Below are 21,707 nucleotides of genomic sequence, written 5' to 3'. Positions count from 1 at the left end.
GCATTGCGGGGAATTAATATGCCCGCAATGTCTGGAATACGGCGGTAATTTTACCCGCATCTTTTATGCCCGGTGCGCTCTCGACGCCTGAATTGAAATCCAGACCCGCACACCCAAGTTGCGCGGCCTCGACGCAGTTATCAGCACTCAGGCCACCGGCCAGCAGAACATTGCTCAGGTCTTGTCCGGCCAGTTTACTCCAGTCAAAACGGTGGCCGGTTCCGCCTTTGCCGTTATCGAGAACGTAACGGTCGACGTGATTCAGATTGCGCGCCGGTAAGGTGTCTTTCACGCTCAGCGCTTTCCAGATCTGCACCGCAGAAGGCAACTCGCTGCGCAGGGCGTCGATATATGCCTGATCTTCATCGCCATGAAGCTGTACGGCGGTAAGGTTCAGTGCCTGAGCCGTTTGCGCGACGTCAGTCAGCTGCGCATCACGGAATACGCCAACGTATTTCAGCGGTGCACCGTTCTGCACTTCTTTCGCCTGCGGCTGCGTTACGAAGCGCGGGGAGGCTTCGACAAAAATCAGCCCGCCGTAAATCGCTCCGGCGTCATGCGCGGCTTTCGCATCCTGCGCGCGGGTCAGGCCGCACACTTTGTTGTCGCCAAGCAGCACACGGCTGACGGCGGTGTTCAGGTCTGGCTCTGACATCAGCGCGCTGCCAATCAGGAAACCGTTCGCAAAACGGCTGAGTTCGCGGATCTGGCCGTAGGTATTAATGCCGGATTCGCTGATGACCGTGACGCCATGTGGCACGCGCGGGGCCAGTTCACGCGTGCGGTTCAGGTCAATCGACAGATCGCGTAAATCACGGTTGTTGATGCCGACGACTTTGGCTTTCAGATTGACCGCACGTTCCAGCTCTTCTTCATTACTGGCTTCGGTCAGCACGCCCATATTCAGGCTGTGCGCGACGGCGGCGAGCTGCACGTATTGTTCATCGTTGAGCACGGACAGCATCAGCAAAATGGCATCGGCCTGATAAAAGCGCGCCAGATGAATCTGATACGGGTCGATAATAAAGTCTTTGCACAGCACCGGTTGCGTGACGGTTTTGCTCACCAGCGGCAGAAAATCAAAGCTGCCCTGGAAGTATTTTTCGTCCGTCAGAACGGAAATGGCCGATGCATAGTTTTTGTAAACACCAGCAATTTCTACCGGATCAAAGTTATCGCGGATCTTTCCTTTGGAAGGGGAAGCCTGCTTGCACTCAAGAATAAAAGCCGTTCTTGCGCCCTGAAGCGCGTGATAAAAACTACGCTGGCTCTGAGTTATTTCGTTCTGAAAGCTGGCCAGCGGTTGTTGTTCTTTGCGTGCCGCGACCCAAACTTCCTTATCGCGAACAATCTTGTGGAGCACGGTTTCCTGCTGCATCACTTATCCTCTTGCTGCCAATGCAGTCACGCGCTGGTAGGGTTCACCGCTGCGCATGACATCTAAAGCCTGTTGAGCGTTTTGCTTCAAATCTTCCTGACCGAAAAGACGCAGTAACATCGCCACATTGACGGCTACCGCGGCTTCATGGGCCGGATCACCTTTACCTTGTAATAAGCGTGCCAGAATGTCACGGTTTTCTTCCGGCTCGCCGCCCAGCAGGGATTCGATCGGATAATTGTCCAGCCCGAAGTCCTGCGGCGTCACTTCATAGGTGGTGATTTCACCGTCTTTCAGTTCAGCAACCTGTGTCGCCGAGTGAATCGCCACTTCATCCATTCCGCCGCCGTGAACCACCGCTGCGCGTTGGTAACCGAGCGCACGCAGGGTTTCTGCAATCGGCTTCACCAGTTCCGGGCTGTACACGCCAATCAGTGCCAGTGGCGGACGCGCCGGGTTAATCAGCGGGCCGAGCACGTTGAACAGCGTGCGGGTTTTCAGCGCTTTGCGCACCGGCATCGCATGGCGGAAACCGGTGTGGTATTGCGGTGCGAACAGGAAACATACGTTCAAGTCGTCCAGCGCTGCGCGGGACTCTTCCGCAGGCATATCCAGGCGAATGCCGAAAGCGGCCAGTAAATCCGATGAACCTGAACGGCTGGATACGCTGCGGTTGCCGTGTTTCGCCACGCGTGCGCCACAGGCCGCTGCCACAAAGGCGCTGGCGGTGGAAATATTGATGCTGTTGGTGCCGTCGCCGCCGGTGCCGACGATATCCGCGAACGGATAATCAGGGCGCGGGAACGGTTCGGCGTGTGCCAGTAACGCTTTTGCGGCACCGGCTATTTCAGCGGGCTGCTCGCCGCGCACTTTCATACTGATCAGCGCCGCCGCTAACTGCGCGGGTTCCAGCTCACCGTTCACGATGGTGGTAAATAACTGCTGGCTTTCTTCCTGTGTCATCGCCTGAGCCTGATACAGATTTTCGAGAATGCCGGGGATAGTTTGCGTTTTCATGACAGTTCTCCTTACGCCAAAGCCCAGGCCAGTGTCTGCTCAAGCAGACGTGCGCCCTGTGAAGTTAAAATGGATTCCGGGTGGAACTGGAAGCCACAAACGCGATCTTCTTCATGGCGCACCGCCATCACCATATCGCCGTAGCGGGCGTTAACGGTCAGCCCTTCCGGGATCTGGCTGCCAACCAGTGAGTGATAACGCGCCACCGGCAGCGGGTTATTCATGCCCGCGAACATCGCTTCGTTGTCATGGGTAATAGAAGAGGCTTTACCGTGCAGGATTTCACCCGCCTGGCCGACGAAACCGCCGTAGGTTTCCACAATCGCCTGATGTCCGAGACAGATACCGATAATCGGCAACTGGCCGCGCAGACGTTTCAGCAACTCCGGCATGCAGCCTGCTTCAGACGGCGTGCCCGGGCCGGGAGAAAGTACCAGCACCGGTTTTTCCAGCTGGCTGAGTTTTTCGATAATCACGTCAGCCGGGATCTGATTGCGGTAAATCACCACGTTATGGCCGCTGGAACGCAACTGATCGACCAGGTTGTACGTAAAGGAATCCACGTTATCGATGAGTAAAATGTCGGCCATCTTAAAATACCTCTTTCGCATTGTGGGCAGTGGCGATGGCGCGCAGCACGGCACGGGCTTTATTACGGGTTTCGTCAGCTTCGGCTTGCGGTACGGAATCGAGCACCACGCCGCCGCCCGCCTGAACGGTGGCAATGCCGTCTTCCACATACGCGGAGCGGATAACGATGCAGGTATCCAGATCACCGTGTGCGGTGAAGTAGCCGACTGCGCCGCCGTAACTGCCGCGACGGGTTTGCTCAGACGCTGAAATCAGCTGCATGGCGCGGACTTTCGGCGCACCGGTCAGCGTGCCCATATTCATGACGGCCTGATAAGCGTGCAGAACGTCGAGGTCGGCGCGCAGCGTGCCGACAACGCGGGACACCAGATGCATCACGAAGGAATAGCGGTCAACTTTGGTCAGGTCAGCGACATAACGGCTGCCCGGTTCGCAGATACGCGCCAGATCGTTGCGCGCTAAATCTACCAGCATCAGATGTTCGGCCAGCTCTTTATGGTCGGTGCGCATTTCCAGTTCGATGCGGCTGTCGAGATCCAAATCCAGCGAGCCGTCAGCACGGCGGCCACGCGGGCGGGTACCGGCAATCGGGTAAATTTCAATCTGGCGGTTGGTGGCATCGTATTTCAGTGCGCTCTCCGGTGACGCGCCGAACAGCGTGAAATCGTTGTCCTGCATGAAAAACATGTACGGGCTTGGGTTGTTGTTTTTCAACGTTTCGTAGGCCGCCAGCGGAGCAGGGCATGGCAGGGAGAAACGGCGTGACGGCACAACCTGGAAAATTTCACCGGCGCGGATTGCCACTTTCATTTTCTCAACCACGGCACCAAACACTTCATCGGTCTGGTTCACGCTCAGTTGCATTTCCGGCACGCTCTGGTGCGGGATGGCGTGTGGCGGCAATTGCAGCTGATGTTGCAGCTGTTCCAGACGCTCGTGCAGACGCTGTTTTTCCTCAGAAGACGGCGTAAACAGGCTTGCCTGCAAACGGCAGGTGCGGTTCTGGTGGTCGAGCACCAGCAGGGTTTCTGCCAGATAGAAACAGAAATCCGGGCAACGCTGGTCAGACGCTAACTGCGGTAAATCTTCAAAACCGGCGACCAGGTCATAGGCAAACAACCCGCCCAGGAACATCGCTTCGCGTTCATCTGCCGGGGATTCAACCGAAGTCAGAATGCTGCGCAGTGCGTCGAAAACAGAGCGGGAACGCAGACGGGCATCTTCATCCTGCATCTGGTCGATGGACGGGAAAGTCAGTTCACGGCCATTCGGGCGAACGTCATTGCGGATTTCAGACGGCAGCGCGCTGTCAATCAGCGGCAGCAAAGACGCACCGTTCGGGGTCAGTGCCTGAATGGAAACCCGGGAACCCAGCGCGGTGATGCGCAGGGCGCTGTCGACAATCAACAGGCTCTTCAGGTTTTCCTTGCTGGTCACTTCGGAGGATTCCAGCAACAGGGTTGCCGGACGCGCGCCGCACAGCTGATGGAAGATGGCCGTCGGGTCGCCACGGTAACATCCTTGTGCGGTCAGCAATTCTAAACGTGGTTTTTGAATAGTCATTTTGCTTCCTGAAATTTTCTGAACATTTTCAAATAGACGGCCACAAAAAAGCCCGCGTTAAGCGGGCTTCGGAAATCTTGCAGCGTCTGATGACAGCTATGCGTGATTACTCCGCCCGACAAGGGGAAGTACGCCACCAGCTGAGAACCGCCATCATGTGAGTTTTCATCATCAGACACTCTTATGTTTATTGTGAAAGTCATCGTTTAAAAAACGTATGCTTTCTGAATCGGTTTGTCACGTTGTTCGTTTGTGAACGACTCCGTGAACTTGCGTACTAGTAAACTAGTTCATGAAGCCAAAGTCAACCCTCTTTTTGCCCAATTTCACACCTTTAGTGCGGGCGTATCGTCATAGCACCGTAACAGTGCGCAAGGCTGCGTGAAATCATCCCTGACGTGCACCGGGTTAACGCGTTATGATATGCACCGCATTCAGAAACAGGTTAATTCCCCACGTGACGATGACTTTACCCATAAATACTTCGCCTTCAGCAGATGACCCGATACCCAGCACTGCATTTACTCTCTATGATCTTCATAGTCATACCACCGCATCTGACGGCTATCTGACGCCTGAAGCACTGGTCGCCCGCGCGGTCGAAATGCGCGTGGGGGTTCTGGCGATTACCGATCACGACAGTACGGAAGGATTGGCGCGTGCGGCGCAGGCGATCGCGGACAATCAGTTGCCGTTGCAGCTGATAAACGGTGTCGAAATTTCCACATTGTGGGAAAACCATGAAATTCATATCGTCGGGCTGGGTATCGATCCGGCGCATCCTGCGATGGTGAATTTATTACGTTCGCAGGCCGAACTACGTCAGCAGCGTGCTCAGGAAATGGGGCGTCGTCTGGCGAAAGCGCGCATTGAGGGGGCATGGGAAGGTGCGTTGCATCTGGCGCAAGGCGGGGCGGTCACGCGCGCACATTTCGCCCGCTATCTGGTGGAATTCGGCGCGGCTGACAATATCGCGCAGGTCTTCAAAAAATACCTCGCGAAGGGCAAGACCGGCTACGTTCCTCCGCAGTGGTGTACAATAGAACAAGCGATTGAAGCTATTCATCAGTCCGGCGGGCAGGCTGTTGTCGCCCATCCGGGGCGTTATGACCTGTCGACCAAATGGCTGAAACGCCTGCTTGCGTTCTTTGCTGAGCTGGGGGGGGATGCAATGGAAGTTGCCCAATGTCAGCAGGGGCCGCATGAGCGAACGCAGCTTGCCGCATACGCCCGCGATTATCAGCTTCTGGCTTCACAGGGCTCCGATTTTCATCAGCCCTGTTCTTGGATCGAGCTGGGGCGCAAACTTTGGCTTCCCGCAGGCGTGGAACCTGTGTGGCAACACTGGCCAGTGGCCGGGAAAGTGCCTGAAATTGAAGGGGCCTGATGCATTTTTGTCACAAAGTTTCGAGTGGCTGTGGCGAATGGCAGGTCTGAAAAGCATTGAGAGGGAACAATGAGTCAATATTTTTATATCCACCCTGAAAATCCGCAGCCGCGTCTGATCAGTCAGGCTGTTGAACTGCTGCGCAAAGGGAATGTGATCGTTTATCCGACGGATTCGGGTTATGCGCTGGGTTGTCGCCTGGAAGAGAAGAACGCGATGGAGCGTATTTGTCGTATCCGTCAGCTGGACGGCAACCACAATTTCACGCTGGTCTGCCGCGATTTGTCTGAGCTTTCCACCTATGCTTACGTTGATAATTCGGCCTTCCGGCTGATCAAAAATAACACGCCGGGCAACTACACGTTCATCCTGAAAGCGACGAAAGAAGTGCCGCGCCGGTTGATGAGCGAAAAGCGTAAGACTATCGGTTTACGCGTGCCGTCCAACCCGATTGCGATTGCGCTGCTCGACGCGCTGGGTGAACCGCTGATGTCCACCACGCTGATGCTGCCGGGTAATGACTTTGCAGAATCTGATCCGGAAGACATCAAAGATCGCCTCGGTAAACTGGTCGATCTGGTTATTGACGGCGGTTCGCTGGGACAACAACCGACCACCGTAATCGACCTGACGGAGTCAACGCCGGAAGTGGTACGTGAAGGCGCAGGTGATCCGGCACCGTTCCGGTAACTGCTGTTTGAAAAATAATCAGCCCGTAAATCCCTTAGCAGGATACAAATTGGGGATAAATGTGTATAATGGCGGGCTGACTTTTTTGTAAGTCGTTGTATTCAAGCGTAATAAACGAATTTTGGCGGGCAGGCAATGGGTCACATTGTGCTGCCGGCTCCCCCCGACGCCTGTGAAGGCGACAAATGAGGCTGCTCAATGAGCGAGAAGTATAATTCCCAGAAGCACACCAGCGACAAATCCAAACCGGCACGTTCGTCTGGTGACAAGCCTAAAAGCGGCAGAAATTCCGGCGCAGCGAAAAGCCGTCCGGAACCGTCGCGGGCTGAAAAACGTGGTGAAAAGCCACGTACCGATAAGCCACGTTCTGACAAACCGCGTACCGATAAACCGCGTGCAGATGCAGGTCGCAGCGATTCACGTTCTGATTCCCGCATTGAAAAACCCCGCATGGGCAAACCGGCACGCCCGGACAATGCGCGCGATGATAAAAAGCGTCCGCTGAAACCGCGTGGCACTAAGCCTAAAGCTGAACACCTGTTTGATGAAAACAGTGATGAAGAAGAAGTGAAGTACCAGAAGCCGAAAAACGCGCTGGACAGCACTGAAGGGCAAACAGAAAAACTTCAGAAAGTGCTTGCACGTGCGGGCCATGGTTCACGTCGTGAAGTGGAAGCGATGATCCAGGCTGGCCGCGTCAGCGTTGACGGTAAAATCTCGACGCTGGGCGATCGTGTTGAAGTGACCGGCGGGACAAAAATTCGTCTCGACGGCCACATTCTGTCAGTGATGGAATCTCAGGACACCGTCTGCCGCGTGCTGGCGTACTACAAGCCGGAAGGTGAACTGTGTACGCGCAGTGATCCGGAAGGGCGTCCGACCGTCTTTGACCGTTTACCGAAAATGCGCGGTTCACGCTGGATTGCAGTCGGTCGTCTGGACGTCAACACTTCTGGCTTGCTGTTATTCACCACCGATGGTGAACTGGCTAACCGCCTGATGCACCCGAGCCGTGAAGTGGAACGTGAGTATGCGGTACGCGTATTCGGTCAGGTTGATGATGAAAAGATTAAACAGCTGAGCCGTGGCGTGCAGCTGGAAGACGGCCCTGCCGCTTTCCGCTCCATCAAATTCCAGGGTGGCGAAGGCCTGAACCAGTGGTACAACGTGACCCTGACCGAAGGGCGTAACCGTGAGGTTCGCCGTCTTTGGGAAGCCGTTGGCGTCCAGGTCAGCCGTCTGATCCGCGTGCGTTATGGTGATCTGAACCTGCCGAAAGGCCTGCCTCGCGGCGGCTATAAAGAGCTGGATCTGCCGGATATCAACTATCTGCGCACACTGGTCGATATGACCGAAGAAACCGTCAGCAAACTGCCGGTTGAGCGCGATCGTCGTCGTGTCAAAGCTAACCAGATCCGCCGTGCCGTGAAACGCCATACGGCGGTGGCGCCAGCCCGTCGCACCACTGGCCCGGCAAAACGGGGTTAATCGCTGACAAGCGAACCGCTAACCGTTATGCTCATAAACCGCAGCTCTCACCGGCTGCGGTTTTTTTTGCTCAAAAATCAGGGCGGAACGTGATTATTCGCTCAACTTAAAGGGAGCCGATTATGATGCTGATTACCGGCGGCGCGCGCAGCGGTAAAAGCCGTTTTGCCGAACAGATCGCCGAAAAACGTGGCGGAGACGTGTTGTATATCGCCACGTCTGCGGTGACCGATGCAGAAATGGCTGAGCGGATCCGCTTTCACCAGCAGCAACGCCCGTCGCACTGGCATACCTTTGAAAGCCAACGTGATTTAGGCGACGTGGTGCGGTTGAAGCAAGCTGAATTCCCGACGATCGTGATTGAATGCGTCACCACGCTGATTACGAATCTGCTGTTTGATATGGCCGGTGAAGCAGAGCCGGAAGCGATGGATTTCACCGCTATCGAACAGCATATTTTGACGCAAATCACTCAGCTGGCGGATGCGGCTCTGCATTCTGAGTCGGAAGTGATTATCGTTACTAATGAAGTCGGTATGGGGATTGTCCCCGATAATCTTTTGGCACGGCGTTTTCGTGATATCGCCGGTCGGGCGAATCAGCAACTGGCGGCAACGGCAGATGACGTTTATCTGGTGGTCTCCGGGATCCCGGTGCCGGTAAAAACGTCTGCGTAAAAAAGGATCTTACGATGATGACATGGCGTCTGTTTCTCGCGACGTTGCAGTTCCTCACCCGCATTCCGGTCAAAGAACGCTGGTGTGACGGTGTTGAAATGAAAGATTACCCGCGCGGGATTGTGTGTTTCCCTTTCGCCGGGCTGGTTGTCGGCCTGCTTTCTGCGCTGGTCTGGGGAATTCTGGTTCCGCACGTCGGCGCATTTCCGGCGGCGGTTGCCGCGGTTATCGCTCACATTATGCTGACCGGCGCACTGCATCTTGACGGGCTGGCGGACACCTGCGACGGGCTGTTTTCGGTTCGCAGCCGTGAGCGTATTCTGGAAATCATGCGCGACAGTCGCATTGGCACCAACGGTGCACTGGCGCTGATTGTCGCTATTTTGCTGCGTACGGCGCTGATTTATCAGATAAGCGCTGACGGTCTGGCGGTGTTTGCCGCTCTTATTGTGGCGCCGGTTATCGGGCGGGGAATGATGTCCGTCATGATGTTCCGGCAGTCTTACGCCCGTGAATCGGGCATGGGCAATCTGTTTATCGGCAAAATCAGCGAAGGGCGTTTTTATATCACGTTACTGCTGATGGCCGCGTTGGTTCTGTGCATCGCCGGTTTTTCATCGCTGTTTGCCCTGCTGATGACGCTGTGTTTTACCTTCGCCTTCCGCCGTTTTGTCGCCAGCCGTATAGGCGGGCAAACCGGTGATACGCTGGGTGCCGCGTGTGAATTAAGCGAGCTGGTATTCCTGTTTTTCCTGTTGTGGCGCTGAGGCAACATAATGAAGCTATATCTGATACGACACGGACAAACTCAGGCTAACGTTGATGGCGTTTTCTGCGGCAGCAGCGATATCGCGCTGACCGCGCAGGGTGAAACGCAGGCGCAGCACGTCGCTCGCCAACTGGCGGAAACACCGCTCGATTGTGTGATCCACTCCGGCATGCGGCGCAGCCTGGCCACGGCTGAATTTATCGTTAAAGGGCGTGAAATCGCTGTAGAAAGCCAGCCTCTGCTCCGGGAAATGGGATTTGGCGAATGGGAAATGCGCCATCACAAAGAGCTGGAAGCCTCGGAGGCAGAAGGTTATCAGCAGTGGTGTCAGGACTGGCAAAAAGCGGCAGTGCCTCAGGGCGAATCCTTCACCGAATTCACCGGGCGGATCCGTCAGGCGTTGCAGCAAATTCACCTGCGTCCGCAGGGAAACCGCGTGGCTATTGTGGCGCACCAGGGTTCGCTCAGCCTGTTGCTGGCGATGATGCTCAAACTCGCGCCCGCTGACATGTGGCGCTTTCCGTTTAAACAAGGCTGTCTGTGCGAAATCGATTTAAGCCCGGGCGCCTGTGTTATCCAACGTTTCAACGACAGCGGTATTTAACTTTTTGATCACGATAAGGAACACCGATGGCTTCGCTGACAAATATCATCCGTCAGATTGCTGAACCCGACGCAGAGGCCGCACGGGCTGCCGCAGAACGTCTGGACAGCCTGGTTAAACCGCTGGGCAGTCTCGGGCGTCTGGAGCAGCTGGCTATCCAGCTGGCGTCGATTCGCGGCAAAGCACCGCTGAAATTCCCCAGCAAAGAAATTCTTGTGATGGCCGCCGATCACGGCGTTTGGCACGAAGGCGTAACGCCTTCGCCGCAGGTCGTCACCGCAATTCAGGCCATCAATATCGTCCAGGGAAAAGCCGGGGTTTCCGTGCTGGCGCGTAACGCCGGAGCACAGGTGACGCTGGTCGACTGCGGGATACTCGGCCCGGACATTCCCGGCACGCTGAACCACAAAGTCGCGCAAGGCACCGGCAATATTGCAGCCGGCCCGGCGATGACCCGTGAACAGGCGGAATCATTGCTGGTCTGGAGCGCAGAGCGCGTGATTGCGAAAGCGGAAAGCGGGTTGTCCCTGCTGGCTGTCGGTGAGCTGGGCATGGCAAACACCACGCCAGCGGCAGCAATGGTGGCGGTGCTCACCGGCGCAGCCCCTGCGCAAACGGTCGGACTGGGCGCAAATCTTCCGCCGGAGCGGCTGGCCCATAAAATCAGCGTGGTGGAAAAAGCCATCGCGGTGAATCAGCCGGACGCCTCGGATGCGCTGGATGTCATGTCGAAAGTCGGCGGGTTTGAACTTGTCGGTATGGCGGGCGCAATGATCGGTGCGGCGGCGGCGGGAATTCCGGTGGTGCTGGACGGTTTCCTGTCTTACGCCTCGGCACTGGCGGCCTGTCAGATGGCACCGGCGCTGAAACCGTATCTTATTCCGTCACATCTTTCGGCCGAGCAGGGCGCGACAATAGCCCTTGTGGCGCTGGGTTTGCAGCCGTATTTTGACCTGAACCTGCGTCTGGGTGAGGGCAGCGGCGCTGCGCTGGCATTACCGCTGATTGATGCCGCCTGCGCGATTCATAATGAAATGGCGACGCTGGAGGAGTGTCAGATCACGCTCTGAGATTGACGCTTTAAAGAAAAGCAGGGTGTTACCAGTCAATACCCTGCTGCGCCATAATGCCCGCATCAAAAGCATGTTTCACCGGACGCAGTTCGCTGACGGTATCGGCCAGTTCCAGCAGATCACGGTGGCAGCCACGGCCGGTGATAATCACCGTCTGGTGCGCCGGACGGGCGTTCAGCGCATCAACCACTTCCTGCAAATCCAGATAACCGAAACTGACCATGTACGTCAGTTCATCGAGCACGACGAGATCGAGTGAGATATCGGCCAGCATGCGCTTCCCATGCTGCCAGACGGCCTGACAGGCAGCGGTATCCGTTTCCTTGTTCTGTGTTTCCCAGGTAAAACCGGTTGCCATCACCTGAAACTCAACGCCGTGTGGTTCCATAAGATTTTTCTCGCCGTTCGGCCATTCACCTTTAATAAACTGGATCACCGCCGCACGCATTCCGTGCCCGACCGCGCGGGTCACCGTCCCGAAAGCGGCGGTGGTTTTGCCTTTGCCGTTGCCGGTAAACACAATCAAAATGCCGCGCTGTTCTTTTGCGGCATCAATGCGCGCATCAACCTGTTCTTTCAGCTTTTGCTGGCGCTGCTTGTGGCGATCTTCAGTCATATTCGGCTCCGTTACTCTGCTGGACCGGCTTTACGGCCAGGCTGGGCATCAAAGCTGGTACCGGTTTTCCGACGGCTGTCATCACCCATCAGATAGAGGTACAGCGGCATGATATCAGCCGGTGTCTTAAGTTTGTCTTTGTTCTCATCCGGGAACGCGCTGGCACGCATGCTGGTTCGCGTACCGCCGGGATTAATGCAGTTCACCCGCAATCCGGTGTGTTTATGTTCTTCCGCCAGCACCTGCATCATGCCTTCGGTCGCGAATTTCGATACCGCGTAGGCACCCCAGCCACTGCGGCCTTCGCGCCCGACGCTGGACGTTGTGAATACCAGTGACGCACTGGCCGATTTGAGCAGCAGCGGCAGCAATGCCTGCGTCAGCATAAACGTCGCGTTAACGTTCACCTGCATAACGTTCATCCAGTCCTGCAACTGAATGTCAGCCATTGGCGTGATTTCCGTCAGCAACCCCGCGTTGTGTAAAACGCCGTCGAGATGCGGCACCCATTCGGCAATCTGGCTGGCGACGCGCTGGCAATCATGTTCGCTGGCGCTCAGTAAATCGAGTGCATAAATGTACGCGGGACGCAGGTTTCTGGCGGTAATTTCCTGCTGAACGCTGGCCAGTTTACTTTCGGTACGTCCGAGTAAAATCACCTGCGCACCAAAGCGGGCATACGTCAGCGCCGCCTCCCGACCAATACCATCGCCAGCGCCGGTGACCAGGATAATACGGTGATTAAGCAAATCAGATTTCGGATGATAGTGCATGGTCGGTCCTTATATACGGGCCAGATGTGGCGGCAATGGCCGGCATCACATCGGGCGCTCTGAGTATCAAAAATGCAGGATGGGGGAGAAATTGCGCTCAACCACCTTCCGGCATTTTGGCGTGAATTGGGGGTGTTTCGGAATTGATCACCGGTTATATGCCTTAAATGGGCAGGAGTTTCAATGATTAACCCCAAAACGGACAGCTCTTTTGTAACAAAATTGGAACACAGACGCACTCAGATTTACGTACGATTGACAATGTCATATTCAAACAAGACGCCGCAGCGGCGATTGTCTAGAATGTTCAGCATCTTTCTGACCACAGTGAAAAGGCGGTTTTTGTGGATTTACTTTCTCTTTACGGGCTGTTTTTGGCCAAAGTTGTGACCGTAGTGATCGCGATCGGCGCGCTGGTGATATTGGTGGTTGGTCTTCGTCATCGCAAATCTCAGGATAAAGGGGAGTTGCGTCTGGTCGATTTAGGGGAGCAGTACCGTGAGATGCAGCGCGAAATGCGCAGTGCACGCATGAATCCGGCTGAGTTGAAATTACACAGCAAAGAACTGAAGAAAAAAGATAAAGTCGAAGCCAAACAGAAAAAGTTGCAGGCAAAGGCTGGCGGCTCGAAGGCTAAACCTTGCCTGTACGTTCTCGATTTCAAAGGCAGTATGGATGCGCATGAAGTGACTTCGCTGCGCGAAGAAATCTCTGCGGTACTCGCGGTGGCCACGCCGGAAGACGAAGTGCTGTTGCGCCTGGAAAGCCCGGGCGGCGTGGTTCACGGTTACGGCCTGGCGGCTTCACAGTTGGTTCGTTTGCGTCAGAGCGGGATCCGCCTGACGGTGGCGGTGGATAAAGTTGCCGCCAGTGGCGGATATATGATGGCCTGCGTGGCTGACCGCATTGTCGCCGCGCCGTTTGCTATTATCGGTTCGATTGGCGTGGTTGCGCAGATCCCTAACTTTAACCGCTTACTGAAAAAGAACGATATTGATATCGAACTGCATACGGCGGGGGCATTCAAACGTACCCTGACGCTGTTGGGTGAAAACACCGAAGAAGGGCGCGAGAAATTCCGCGAAGACCTGAATGAAACTCACGTTCTGTTCAAAGAGTTTGTGCATCAGAATCGTCCGTCGCTGGATATCGATGCTGTGGCAACCGGTGAACATTGGTTTGGCACGCAGGCACGCGAAAACGGCCTGATTGATGCCATCGGCACCAGTGATGATTTACTGATTGCAGAAATGAAAAATCATGAAGTGATTGCTGTGCGTTATGCCCGTCGGAAACGCATGATGGACAGATTCACCGGCAGCGCGGCTGAAAGTGCAGACCGTCTGTTCCTGCGCTGGTTGCAGCGCAGTCAGAAGCCGTTAGTGTAAACGCTTTACCTCATTAAACGCGTAAAGAAAAAGGGACTTCGGTCCCTTTTTTTATCGGCTCGGTTTACTCCGAAAGCTAACCGGTTGCGCCTTCTTTTATTGCGGCTTTTTTATCTCAATCTTCGAGATGGTATTTTTCTGAAAAAAGATGGGCCAGGTGCTTAAACATATTAAACACTGCGGTGGTTTTTCGGGTGGGTAAACCGTCCTGATCCATGAAGAACTCCCCGCGGAAAACCAGCACATTGCCATTTTGCTCAACTTCTGTCGCCAGCATTCCGTGTATGAAATCTTCGTGCTCACGGATAACCTTATTCGCCTCGGTCAGTAAAGCTTCGCGACTAATTGCCGATGTATTTTCGTGCATGATATTTACTCCCCACTATAATTGCTGGCGTTATTGTAATCCTGCTGCTTACAAAACCGCAAATCTGCTGGGGGTAATCCATTTTGCCTTTCGCTTATATTTTGAGCGCATTGGCGAAAAGGGCGTTTACGTGTTAATTAGTTTGCGTGACGATTTTTATCAGGTAGAGTGTGGGATTTTGTGGCTTCAGGTGGAATGTTTTGTTTACGCTTGGTCATTATTTGACGTAAAAACGGGCACATTCTGCTGAGCCCTGTCTGGTTAATCCCTCGCAGAATCAGTGTTTTGAACCTCTGGAAGTCAGTTCGCTCCTTCTTTAAAAGAAATGAGTTGACGTTCTGACTCACTGCCGCAATATAAAAAAAGACGTGATATTGTGCCGCGGCATAACTAGACAAAATCTTCTTCAGATGATGAAGAATCATTCAGGTAAAGGTAATTATGGGCAAAGCTCTCGTAATAGTTGAGTCCCCGGCAAAAGCCAAAACGATTAATAAATATTTAGGAAATGACTACGTGGTTAAGTCCAGCGTCGGTCATATCCGCGATTTACCGACCAGTGGATCCGCTGCAAAAAAAACCACCGACTCAGCCGAAGAAAAAACAAAGAAAAAAGTAAAAAAGGATGAGAAAACGGCGCTGGTTAATCGCATGGGCGTCGATCCGTATCATGGTTGGGAAGCGCAATACGAAATACTTCCCGGTAAAGAAAAAGTGGTTGCTGAGTTAAAAGCGTTAGCGGAAAAAGCTGACCACATCTATCTCGCAACCGACCTTGACCGCGAAGGAGAGGCGATTGCCTGGCATTTGCGGGAAGTGATTGGCGGTGATGACAAACGTTTCAGCCGCGTCGTATTTAACGAAATTACCAAGAACGCGATTCAGAATGCGTTTAAAGAACCGGGCGAGCTGAATATCGATCGTGTTAATGCCCAGCAGGCGCGTCGATTTATGGACCGCGTGGTGGGTTACATGGTTTCCCCGCTGTTGTGGAAGAAAATTGCCCGTGGTTTATCCGCTGGCCGTGTTCAGTCCGTGGCAGTTCGTCTGGTGGTTGAGCGCGAAAAAGAAATCAAAGCGTTCGTGCCGGAAGAATACTGGGAATTGCACGCTGATTTGCTGGCGAAGAAAGAAACCGCTCTGCAAATGGAAGTGACGCACCACCTCGATAAACCGTTCAAACCGGTGAATAAAGAGCAAACTCACGCGGCGGTTTCGCTGCTTGAGAAAGCGCGTTACACCGTAGTGGATCGTGAAGATAAACCGACCAGCAGCAAGCCGGGCGCACCGTTTATTACCTCCACGTTGCAGCAGGCGGCAAGTACCCGTCTGAGCTTTGGCGTAAAGAAAACCATGATGATGGCGCAGCGTCTGTATGAAGCCGGTCACATTACCTATATGCGTACTGACTCCACCAACCTGAGCCAGGACGCTGTAGAAATGGTTCGTGGCTACATCGGCACAAACTTTGGCGATAAATACCTGCCTAAAGCGCCGTTGCAGTACAGCAACAAAGAGAACTCTCAGGAAGCGCATGAAGCGATCCGTCCTTCTGACGTTGCTGTTGTTTCTGAGCAACTCAAAGATATGGAAGCGGATGCGCAGCGTCTGTATCAGCTGATCTGGCGCCAGTTTGTGGCCTGCCAGATGACACCGGCGCAGTACGATTCGACCACGCTGACGGTGAAAGCGGGCGATTATTCCCTGCGCGCCAAAGGCCGTACGCTGCGTTTCGATGGCTGGACGAAAGTCATGCCAGCGTTGCGTAAAGGCGACGAAGACAGAACGCTGCCGGCAATTGAAGTAGGTACCGATCTTGAGTTGCAGCAACTGCTGCCAACCCAGCACTTCACCAAACCGCCTGCACGTTTTAGCGAAGCGTCACTGGTGAAAGAGTTGGAAAAACGTGGCATTGGTCGCCCGTCTACCTATGCGTCGATCATTTCGACCATTCAGGACAGGGGCTATGTACACGTTGAAAACCGCCGTTTTTATGCGGAAAAAATGGGTGAAATCGTCACGGATCGTCTGGAAGACAATTTCCGCGAACTGATGAATTACGATTTTACCGCACGCATGGAAGACGGGCTGGACCAGGTCGCGAACAACAAAGCGGAGTGGAAAGCAGTGCTGGATGAATTCTTCACCGAATTCAGCAAGCAGTTGGAAACCGCAGAGAAGGATCCTGAAGAAGGCGGTATGCGCCCGAATCAGATGGTTCTGACCAGCATCGAATGCCCGACCTGTGGCCGCCCGATGGGTATCCGTACAGCCAGTACCGGCGTATTCCTCGGGTGTTCCGGTTATGCGTTGCCGCCGAAAGAACGCTGCAAAACCACCATCAACCTGATCGCGGATGCTGAAGTTCTCAACATTCTTGAAGGTGATGAAGCGGAAGCTAACGCTCTGCGTGCTAAACGCCGTTGCGGCAAATGCGGTACGGCGATGGACAGCTACCTCATCGATAACCAGCGCAAATTACACGTCTGTGGTAATAACCCGGAATGTGATGGCTACGAAATCGAAGAAGGCGAGTTCCGCATCAAAGGCTATGACGGCCCGATCGTTGAGTGTGAAAAATGTGGTTCTGAGATGCACCTCAAAATGGGACGTTTCGGTAAGTACATGGGTTGTACCAACGACGAGTGCAAAAATACCCGTAAGATTTTGCGTAACGGTGACGTCGCGCCGCCGAAAGAAGACCCGGTTCCGTTGCCGGAGCTGCCTTGTGAAAAATCTGACGCTTATTTCGTCTTACGCGATGGCGCGGCGGGTGTTTTCCTGGCGGCCAATACTTTCCCTAAATCGCGCGAAACCCGTGCGCCGCTGGTGGAAGAACTGAAGCGTTTCAAAGATCGTCTGCCGGAGAAACTGAGCTATCTGGCCGATGCGCCAGTTGCTGATCCGGAAGGCAATAAATCGATGGTGCGTTTCAGCCGTAAAACGAAGCAGCAGTACGTGTCTTCAGAAAAAGACGGCAAAGCCACTGGCTGGACAGCGTTCTATGTTGACGGCAAATGGGTCGAAGGCAAGAAGTAGTTTTGCCATGATTCGGGTTGCCGCCTTCGCGCAACGTGAATCATTTAGTCGAAGCCCGCTGAAACCTGTTGTTATTTGATTGTAAAAAACCAGTCCTCCGGGCTGGTTTTTTTATTGCATTAAGATCTATCATCGACAGGTTTCTCGCGAATATCTTCTCAGGGTATTGCCGCCTGCTGTAATCCTTATGTTATCTGGCTATACAATGTGTCAGTTCTTGATATAATTGTTATATGAAATTTGTTTTTATTCATATATGTAATAAGCTAATACATCAGAGACATAAAGCGATGTATTACTGACTTCGGGCATTCAATAAAAATCATTTCCAGTCTGTTCAGCCAACGGATGAACAGGGATGGTGACAGGGTTTGAAACCAGGGTGGTATGACATATGAAATTGCAGCAACTGCGCTACATCGTGGAGGTTGTTAATCACAATCTGAACGTCAGTTCAACGGCAGAAGGCCTGTACACGTCGCAGCCAGGGATCAGCAAACAAGTACGAATGCTGGAAGATGAACTCGGGATCCAGATTTTTTCGCGCAGCGGAAAACATCTGACACAGGTCACCCCCGCAGGGCAGGAGATTATTCGTATTGCCCGTGAAGTGCTCTCTAAAGTGGACGCCATCAAAGCTGTTGCCGGTGAGCACACTTATCCGGATAAAGGTTCGCTCTACGTCGCGACGACGCACACACAGGCGCGCTATGCCTTGCCGAATGTGATTAAAGGCTTTATCGAGCGATACCCGCGCGTTTCGCTGCACATGCATCAGGGGTCTCCGACACAAATTGCTGAAGCCGTGTCAAAAGGTAACGCGGATTTTGCGATCGCAACCGAAGCGCTGCATCTTTATGACGACCTGATTATGCTGCCTTGTTACCACTGGAATCGCGCCGTGGTGGTTCAGCCGGATCATCCTCTGGCAGGTAAAGAAAAAGTCACCATCGAGGAGCTGGCCGCCTATCCGATTGTTACCTATACCTTCGGGTTTACGGGCCGTTCAGAGCTGGATACTGCGTTTAACCGCGCAGGCCTGACGCCGCGAATTGTTTTCACCGCGACGGATGCTGATGTTATCAAAACCTATGTTCGTCTCGGCCTGGGGGTGGGCGTTATTGCCAGCATGGCAGTCGACCCGGTTCAGGATCCAGATTTAGTCACGGTCGATGCACGGGATATCTTCACGTACAGCACCACGAAAATCGGTTTTCGCCGCAGCACGTTCCTGCGCAGCTATATGTACGATTTCATCCAGCGTTTCGCGCCGCATCTGACACGCGATGTGGTCGATACCGCGATTTCCCTGCGTTCCAACGAAGATATCGAAGAGATGTTTAAAGACATCAAATTGCCGACAAAATAAAGCGTCATATCACGTTGCGGGCGTCTATCCCCCAGTTCCGGCATCCGGTTCTGGGGGATTTTTTTTGTTTGATGATCACTTTGGGCTGTTATGAAATTGTTAACAATATTTTGTGTTATCTTTATAGATGAACTTATAAGCCAGCGGGTTATTCCTACATAATCCACACTGGTATAAGAAATAAGCAGTAAAAGGAGAAGCTATGTCGTCCGATATTCGTAATGGAAGTCTGGATAAACTGGCAGTCCGGAAGAAGGAGTTTCACTACTATAGCCTGCCACTCGCGGCCAAAACGCTGGGAGACATCCAGCGCTTGCCCAAATCCCTCAAGGTATTACTCGAAAATTTGCTACGTCACGTTGATGGTGACACCGTCACGGAAAGTGATCTGCAAGAACTGGTTTCATGGCAAAAAACGGGTCATGCAGACCGTGAAATTGCCTACCGCCCGGCACGCGTCCTCATGCAGGATTTTACTGGTGTGCCTGCGGTGGTGGATCTGGCCGCCATGCGCCAGGCCGTGAAGCGACTTGGCGGTAAAGTCGAACAGGTGAACCCGTTGTCACCCGTCGATCTGGTTATCGACCACTCGGTGACGGTTGATGAGTTTGGTGACACTAAGGCATTCGACGAGAACGTCCGGCTGGAAATGGAGCGTAATAACGAGCGTTATCAGTTCCTGCGATGGGGGCAAAAAGCCTTCAACCGTTTCCGCGTGGTGCCGCCCGGCACGGGTATCTGCCACCAGGTTAACCTTGAATATCTTGGGCAAACCGTCTGGCACGAAGAACAGAATGGTAAAACCATTGCCTATCCTGACACGTTAGTCGGCACCGACTCCCATACGACCATGATCAACGGTCTGGGTATTTTAGGCTGGGGTTGCGGTGGTATCGAAGCTGAGGCGGCGATGCTTGGTCAGCCAGTCTCTATGCTGATCCCTGACGTTGTGGGTTTCAAACTGACGGGCAAGCTGCGTGAAGGTATTACCGCGACGGACCTGGTTCTGACCGTGACTCAGATGCTGCGTAAGCACGGCGTCGTCGGGAAATTCGTCGAGTTTTATGGTGACGGATTATCCGATTTACCGCTCGCAGATCGCGCAACAATCGCCAATATGTCACCAGAATTCGGGGCAACCTGCGGGTTCTTCCCGGTGGACGACGTCACACTCGGCTACATGAAACTCAGCGGGCGCAGCGACGAGCAAATCGAACTGGTCAAAGCTTATTCGCAGGTACAAGGATTATGGCGCAATGCCGGCGACGAGCCGGTATTCACCAGCACGCTGTCGCTGGATATGGGCAGCGTTGAGCCAAGCCTTGCCGGGCCGAAACGCCCGCAGGACAGGGTAACGCTGCACGATGTGCCGAAAGCCTTTAAAGCGGCAACCGAGCTTGAGTTGAGCAACGGCAAACCGGGGCGCAGCGACAAAGAAAGCTTCACGCTGGAAGGCCAGCATGACACGCTCACGACCGGCGCGGTGGTGATTGCGGCGATTACCTCCTGTACCAATACTTCCAACCCCACTGTGCTGATGGCTGCGGGTTTGCTGGCTAAAAATGCCGCAGAAAAAGGGCTGACCAGCAAGCCTTGGGTGAAAACTTCATTAGCGCCGGGCTCCAAAGTGGTGACCGATTATCTTAATGCGGCTGGCCTGATGCCCTGGCTGGAGAAACTGGGTTTCAATCTGGTGGGCTACGGCTGTACAACGTGTATCGGTAATTCCGGGCCACTGCCAGAACCGATTGAATCGGCGATCAAAGCCGGTGATTTGACCGTTGGTGCGGTGCTTTCTGGTAACCGCAATTTTGAGGGACGCATTCATCCGCTGATCAAAACCAACTGGCTGGCGTCGCCGCCGCTGGTGGTAGCATATGCGCTGGCCGGGAATATGAACGTCAATCTGTCACACGACCCGTTGGGTGAAGATGCTGACGGCAAACCGGTTTATCTGAAAGACATCTGGCCATCATCGGCAGAGATTGCCAATGCGGTCGGACAGGTGACAACGGCTATGTTCCACAAGGAATATGCCGAAGTATTCAACGGCGATGCGACCTGGCAGGCTATTCAGGTGGAAGGCACGCCGACTTACACCTGGCAGGAGGATTCCACTTATATCCGCCATCCGCCGTTCTTCAGCGACATGAAAGCAGAGCCTGATGCGCTGGAAGATATTAAAGACGCGCGTATTCTGGCGATTCTGGCGGATTCCGTCACCACCGACCATATCTCTCCCGCCGGGAATATTAAAGCTGAAAGCCCGGCGGGATTGTATCTGAAACAGCACGGCGTGGAACCGAAGGCGTTTAACTCGTACGGTTCGCGACGCGGTAATCATGAAGTGATGATGCGCGGGACATTTGCCAATATCCGTATCAAGAACGAAATGGTGCCGGGCGTTGAGGGCGGCTATACCCGCCATATTCCGTCGCAGGATCCGCTGGCCATTTATGACGCCGCAATGCGTTATCAGCACGAAAATGTCCCGACGGCGGTGATTGCGGGTAAAGAGTATGGTTCAGGCTCCAGTCGCGACTGGGCAGCCAAAGGGCCGCGTTTGCTGGGTGTACGCGTTGTGATTGCCGAATCCTTCGAGCGTATTCACCGCTCCAACCTGATCGGCATGGGGATTTTACCGCTGGAATTCCCTCAGGGCGTGACGCGAAAAACGTTGAAACTGACCGGTGATGAGCAGGTAAGCGTGCGCGGTTTGCAAAGCCTGACGCCGGGGCAGGACGTCGCAGTACATATCACCTTTGCTGACGGACGTGCGGAAATTGTGAATGCGCGCTGCCGTATTGATACGGGCAACGAGCTGACGTATTTCCAGAATGGCGGCATTCTGCATTACGTGATCCGCAAAATGCTCTGAATCCGTTTCCTGCCAAAAAGCCATGAAAAAGGGCACCGTT

General features: G+C 54.0%; 16 protein-coding genes, 1 pseudogene and 1 other annotated feature. Of the genes and pseudogenes, 11 read left to right on the top strand and 6 right to left on the bottom strand.

Going from position 1 to position 21,707, the window contains the following annotated elements:
* Positions 1-13: 13 nt before the first annotated feature.
* From trpCF to CWS43_RS10540, 3 genes and pseudogenes are all read right to left on the bottom strand, one after another.
* The gene (trpCF, locus tag CWS43_RS10555; protein WP_101076893.1) at positions 14-1,378 is read right to left on the bottom strand and encodes a bifunctional indole-3-glycerol-phosphate synthase TrpC/phosphoribosylanthranilate isomerase TrpF; all 1,365 of its coding nucleotides are present in this window, start codon (positions 1,376-1,378) and stop codon (positions 14-16) included.
* A gap of 3 nt (positions 1,379-1,381) precedes the next feature.
* Positions 1,382-2,985, bottom strand: a pseudogene (trpD, locus tag CWS43_RS27520) (bifunctional anthranilate synthase glutamate amidotransferase component TrpG/anthranilate phosphoribosyltransferase TrpD).
* A 1-nt stretch (position 2,986) separates the two neighbouring features.
* Complete coding sequence (locus CWS43_RS10540; protein WP_101076892.1) at positions 2,987-4,549, bottom strand: anthranilate synthase component 1; 1,563 nt, start codon at positions 4,547-4,549, stop codon at positions 2,987-2,989.
* A gap of 42 nt (positions 4,550-4,591) precedes the next feature.
* Positions 4,592-4,694: a sequence feature (Trp leader region), on the bottom strand.
* Positions 4,695-5,012: 318 nt separating this feature from the next.
* Between CWS43_RS10540 and CWS43_RS10530 the strand changes: the two genes are divergently transcribed.
* The 7 genes from CWS43_RS10530 to cobT all read left to right on the top strand — a co-directional run bounded on the left by CWS43_RS10530 (position 5,013) and on the right by cobT (position 11,234).
* Positions 5,013-5,936: a PHP domain-containing protein gene (locus CWS43_RS10530; RefSeq protein ID WP_101076890.1), complete on the top strand. Its 924-nt coding sequence runs from the start codon at positions 5,013-5,015 to the stop codon at positions 5,934-5,936.
* A 69-nt stretch (positions 5,937-6,005) separates the two neighbouring features.
* Complete coding sequence (locus CWS43_RS10525) at positions 6,006-6,626, top strand: L-threonylcarbamoyladenylate synthase (protein WP_101076889.1); 621 nt, start codon at positions 6,006-6,008, stop codon at positions 6,624-6,626.
* Between the two features lie 567 nt (positions 6,627-7,193).
* Positions 7,194-8,114, top strand: coding sequence for a 23S rRNA pseudouridine(2605) synthase RluB (gene rluB, locus CWS43_RS10520; protein WP_232776879.1), 921 nt, complete (start codon positions 7,194-7,196; stop codon positions 8,112-8,114).
* A 122-nt stretch (positions 8,115-8,236) separates the two neighbouring features.
* Positions 8,237-8,791, top strand: coding sequence for a bifunctional adenosylcobinamide kinase/adenosylcobinamide-phosphate guanylyltransferase (gene cobU, locus CWS43_RS10515; protein ID WP_101076887.1), 555 nt, complete (start codon positions 8,237-8,239; stop codon positions 8,789-8,791).
* Positions 8,792-8,805: 14 nt separating this feature from the next.
* Positions 8,806-9,558: an adenosylcobinamide-GDP ribazoletransferase gene (gene cobS / locus CWS43_RS10510; protein ID WP_101076886.1), complete on the top strand. Its 753-nt coding sequence runs from the start codon at positions 8,806-8,808 to the stop codon at positions 9,556-9,558.
* A gap of 9 nt (positions 9,559-9,567) precedes the next feature.
* Entirely contained in the window at positions 9,568-10,164 is a 597-nt protein-coding gene (gene cobC, locus CWS43_RS10505) for an alpha-ribazole phosphatase (protein ID WP_101076885.1), read from the top strand.
* Between the two features lie 26 nt (positions 10,165-10,190).
* Positions 10,191-11,234: a nicotinate-nucleotide--dimethylbenzimidazole phosphoribosyltransferase gene (gene cobT / locus CWS43_RS10500; protein ID WP_101076884.1), complete on the top strand. Its 1,044-nt coding sequence runs from the start codon at positions 10,191-10,193 to the stop codon at positions 11,232-11,234.
* Positions 11,235-11,262: 28 nt separating this feature from the next.
* Here the strand turns inward: cobT and cobO are convergent, their stop codons facing one another.
* The gene (gene cobO / locus CWS43_RS10495; RefSeq protein ID WP_101076883.1) at positions 11,263-11,853 is read right to left on the bottom strand and encodes a cob(I)yrinic acid a,c-diamide adenosyltransferase; all 591 of its coding nucleotides are present in this window, start codon (positions 11,851-11,853) and stop codon (positions 11,263-11,265) included.
* An 11-nt stretch (positions 11,854-11,864) separates the two neighbouring features.
* On the bottom strand, positions 11,865-12,626 hold the full coding sequence (locus CWS43_RS10490) for a YciK family oxidoreductase (RefSeq protein WP_101076882.1): 762 nt from the start codon (positions 12,624-12,626) through the stop codon (positions 11,865-11,867).
* A gap of 344 nt (positions 12,627-12,970) precedes the next feature.
* On the opposite strand from CWS43_RS10490, the gene sohB reads away from it, so the two are divergent.
* On the top strand, positions 12,971-14,014 hold the full coding sequence (sohB, locus tag CWS43_RS10485) for a protease SohB (protein ID WP_101076881.1): 1,044 nt from the start codon (positions 12,971-12,973) through the stop codon (positions 14,012-14,014).
* Positions 14,015-14,129: 115 nt separating this feature from the next.
* Here the strand turns inward: sohB and CWS43_RS10480 are convergent, their stop codons facing one another.
* Complete coding sequence (locus tag CWS43_RS10480) at positions 14,130-14,381, bottom strand: YciN family protein (protein WP_101076880.1); 252 nt, start codon at positions 14,379-14,381, stop codon at positions 14,130-14,132.
* A gap of 441 nt (positions 14,382-14,822) precedes the next feature.
* Between CWS43_RS10480 and topA the strand changes: the two genes are divergently transcribed.
* The 3 genes from topA to acnA all read left to right on the top strand — a co-directional run bounded on the left by topA (position 14,823) and on the right by acnA (position 21,667).
* Positions 14,823-17,420, top strand: coding sequence for a type I DNA topoisomerase (gene topA / locus CWS43_RS10470; protein WP_101076878.1), 2,598 nt, complete (start codon positions 14,823-14,825; stop codon positions 17,418-17,420).
* Positions 17,421-17,814: 394 nt separating this feature from the next.
* The gene (cysB, locus tag CWS43_RS10465; RefSeq protein WP_095921674.1) at positions 17,815-18,789 is read left to right on the top strand and encodes an HTH-type transcriptional regulator CysB; all 975 of its coding nucleotides are present in this window, start codon (positions 17,815-17,817) and stop codon (positions 18,787-18,789) included.
* A gap of 202 nt (positions 18,790-18,991) precedes the next feature.
* On the top strand, positions 18,992-21,667 hold the full coding sequence (gene acnA / locus CWS43_RS10460; RefSeq protein WP_101076877.1) for an aconitate hydratase AcnA: 2,676 nt from the start codon (positions 18,992-18,994) through the stop codon (positions 21,665-21,667).
* The last annotated feature ends 40 nt before the right edge of the window (positions 21,668-21,707 follow it).

The organism is Rahnella sp. AA (genome assembly GCF_002834385.1).
Classification (GTDB): Bacteria; Pseudomonadota; Gammaproteobacteria; order Enterobacterales; family Enterobacteriaceae; genus Rahnella.
This window is presented reverse-complemented; position numbering and strand designations above follow the sequence as displayed.

What these genes read in the sequence shown, in the direction of transcription:
- trpCF (WP_101076893.1), bottom strand. Translation starts at nt 1,378, where the DNA reads ATGCAGCAGGAAACCGTGCTCCACAAGATTGTTCGCGATAAGGAAGTT.
- CWS43_RS10540 (WP_101076892.1), bottom strand. Translation starts at nt 4,549, where the DNA reads ATGACTATTCAAAAACCACGTTTAGAATTGCTGACCGCACAAGGATGT.
- CWS43_RS10530 (WP_101076890.1), top strand. Translation starts at nt 5,013, where the DNA reads ATGACTTTACCCATAAATACTTCGCCTTCAGCAGATGACCCGATACCC.
- CWS43_RS10525 (WP_101076889.1), top strand. Translation starts at nt 6,006, where the DNA reads ATGAGTCAATATTTTTATATCCACCCTGAAAATCCGCAGCCGCGTCTG.
- cobU (WP_101076887.1), top strand. Translation starts at nt 8,237, where the DNA reads ATGATGCTGATTACCGGCGGCGCGCGCAGCGGTAAAAGCCGTTTTGCC.
- cobS (WP_101076886.1), top strand. Translation starts at nt 8,806, where the DNA reads ATGATGACATGGCGTCTGTTTCTCGCGACGTTGCAGTTCCTCACCCGC.
- cobC (WP_101076885.1), top strand. Translation starts at nt 9,568, where the DNA reads ATGAAGCTATATCTGATACGACACGGACAAACTCAGGCTAACGTTGAT.
- cobT (WP_101076884.1), top strand. Translation starts at nt 10,191, where the DNA reads ATGGCTTCGCTGACAAATATCATCCGTCAGATTGCTGAACCCGACGCA.
- cobO (WP_101076883.1), bottom strand. Translation starts at nt 11,853, where the DNA reads ATGACTGAAGATCGCCACAAGCAGCGCCAGCAAAAGCTGAAAGAACAG.
- CWS43_RS10490 (WP_101076882.1), bottom strand. Translation starts at nt 12,626, where the DNA reads ATGCACTATCATCCGAAATCTGATTTGCTTAATCACCGTATTATCCTG.
- CWS43_RS10480 (WP_101076880.1), bottom strand. Translation starts at nt 14,381, where the DNA reads ATGCACGAAAATACATCGGCAATTAGTCGCGAAGCTTTACTGACCGAG.
- topA (WP_101076878.1), top strand. Translation starts at nt 14,823, where the DNA reads ATGGGCAAAGCTCTCGTAATAGTTGAGTCCCCGGCAAAAGCCAAAACG.
- cysB (WP_095921674.1), top strand. Translation starts at nt 17,815, where the DNA reads ATGAAATTGCAGCAACTGCGCTACATCGTGGAGGTTGTTAATCACAAT.
- acnA (WP_101076877.1), top strand. Translation starts at nt 18,992, where the DNA reads ATGTCGTCCGATATTCGTAATGGAAGTCTGGATAAACTGGCAGTCCGG.